This is a genomic window from Christensenella sp. (assembly GCF_034927525.1).
Classification (GTDB): domain Bacteria; phylum Bacillota; class Clostridia; order Christensenellales; family Christensenellaceae; genus Christensenella.
The window spans coordinates 1-1,882 of record NZ_JAYFPU010000137.1 but is presented as its reverse complement, the minus strand read 5'-3'; the positions used below and the strand labels follow the sequence as shown (position 1 = coordinate 1,882).

General features: G+C 45.3%; 2 protein-coding genes. Both read right to left on the bottom strand.

Annotated elements, in window-relative coordinates:
• Positions 1 to 1,294 (bottom strand): adenylosuccinate lyase (gene purB / locus VB081_RS05680; RefSeq protein WP_323399870.1); only part of this gene is annotated, 1,294 nt, incomplete at its 3' end.
• Positions 1,295 to 1,305: 11 nt separating this feature from the next.
• Positions 1,306 to 1,869 carry a DUF4416 family protein gene (locus VB081_RS05675; protein ID WP_323399869.1) on the bottom strand — a complete coding sequence of 188 codons (564 nt, stop codon included), beginning with the start codon at positions 1,867 to 1,869 and terminating at the stop codon, positions 1,306 to 1,308.
• Positions 1,870 to 1,882: the final 13 nt, after the last annotated feature.

Here is a 1,882-nt window from a genome sequence, read left to right as displayed (position 1 = left end):
CCAGTTCAGGAAATCTGTTGAAGACCTCTTCTATATGTTTAAGATAATACTCCAAATCAAATAAAGATTCCAGCTCACTCTCACTCATTATCTTGATCCTTGGGTCAATTTTGAGCAGCTCAAGAAGAGGTACTTTTTCGTTCCAGCACCTCATTGCATTGCTTTGTGCTATTGTGTATGCCTCTTCTCTGCTAATTCCTTCTCTTTCTACAAGTGCAATCAGTATCCTGCCTGAGAAAAGAAGGCCTTTCGTAATATCTATGTTATTTTTCATATTTTGTTTATTTACAGTAATTCCATTTATAATTTTTGTCATTGTCTTGGTCATGTAAAGTATCAGGTGAAAGACATCAGGCCACATTACCCTTTCAACAGAAGAATGGCTGATGTCACGTTCATGCCAGAGGGCTATATTTTCAATGGCGGGAATAGTATAACCTCTCAGAAGTCTGGCCATTCCGCATACCCTTTCACTTAGTATGGGGTTTTTCTTGTGAGGCATTGCAGACGACCCTTTCTGACCTTTTTTGAAAGGTTCAAGGGCCTCCAGAACCTCAGTCCTTTGAAGATGACGTACCTCCAAAGCCAGTCTTTCCAGCGATGCTCCGCAAATAGCAAGGTCGGTTACAATGCGGGCGTGCCTGTCCCTCTGGATGACCTGGGTCGATACCGGATCTACATCAAGCCCGAGAAGTTCGCAGGTCCTTGCTTCTATCGAGGGAGGGCAGTTGGCATAAGTACCAACTGCTCCGGAGAGGCCGCCTACCATCATCTCTTTCTTGGTCTGAGTGATCCTCTCTATATTCCGACCTATCTCAGCGTAGTGGTTGAGCATTTTAAGGCCAAAGGTCGTTGGCTCTGCATGTATGCCATGAGTCCTTCCCGCACAAGGTGTCATCTTGTACTCCAAGGCCTTTTCTCCGATCATTTTATGAAGGGCAAAAAGTGCATCCAGCACTGTTTTCATGCTCTCTGAAAGAAGGAGAGAGGAGGCTGTATCGATCACATCGCTGCTTGTCAGCCCAAGGTGGACATAGCGGCCTGACTCTCCTATGCATTCGGCAACGCTCGAAACAAATGCGATGACGTCATGCTGTGTAACCTCTTCTATCTCGCGTATCCTCTCAACGCTGAAAGAGGCTTTTTCAACGATATTCCTGTAGTCTTCATCAGGTATCTTTCCTGCCTCGTTCCAGGCCTTACATACTGCAAGTTCAACATCAAGCCATTTTTGAAAACGGTTCTTGTCGTTCCAGATCGCCTTTATCTCTGGAGTTTCGTAACGTTCTATCATTTAAATACCCCCTATAAATCAACGCTTTTCTTTTCTTTTTTCCAGTCTTCGCGCACTGTTTCAAGCCATTCAAAATAAGCTCCGCTTTTAAAGTCAGGGAAGGTATAGAAAAAGCTTTCCCATCTGCCCTTCCTTCTGCAAAGTGTGACCTCTGCAAAAATACCGTCCCTGAGGTATATCCTGTGTGCCTGACCTTTCGTTGAAGCAAGCAGCAATCTTGCTCCGTCAATTGTCCCCGGGTCAAGGTTCACCCTTCTTGTTGATCCGGTCGCCTTTTCAAGACTGCATGTCAGGATCTTCCAGTCGGGAAGGTCTGACATGTTGAAAAGGCCGGGATAAGAAAAGAAACACCTGTCGAGTTCCGAAGCGATATCTTCATAATAATTAGTCCATGTGAACGGTACAAAGGAACTGATGCGCTCAGGTTCTCCCCATGCATCAAAAAGGAGTTCCCTCGCGTTGTTGAATATATCCATTTCTCCCCTGGGGACCAGAAGCGCTACGATCTTTTTTACAAGGGGATCTCTTGGATGTCTATCTTTCCTTTCACTCCTGCCGCATTCCTGATCAGTCATGGTTTTCTACGTC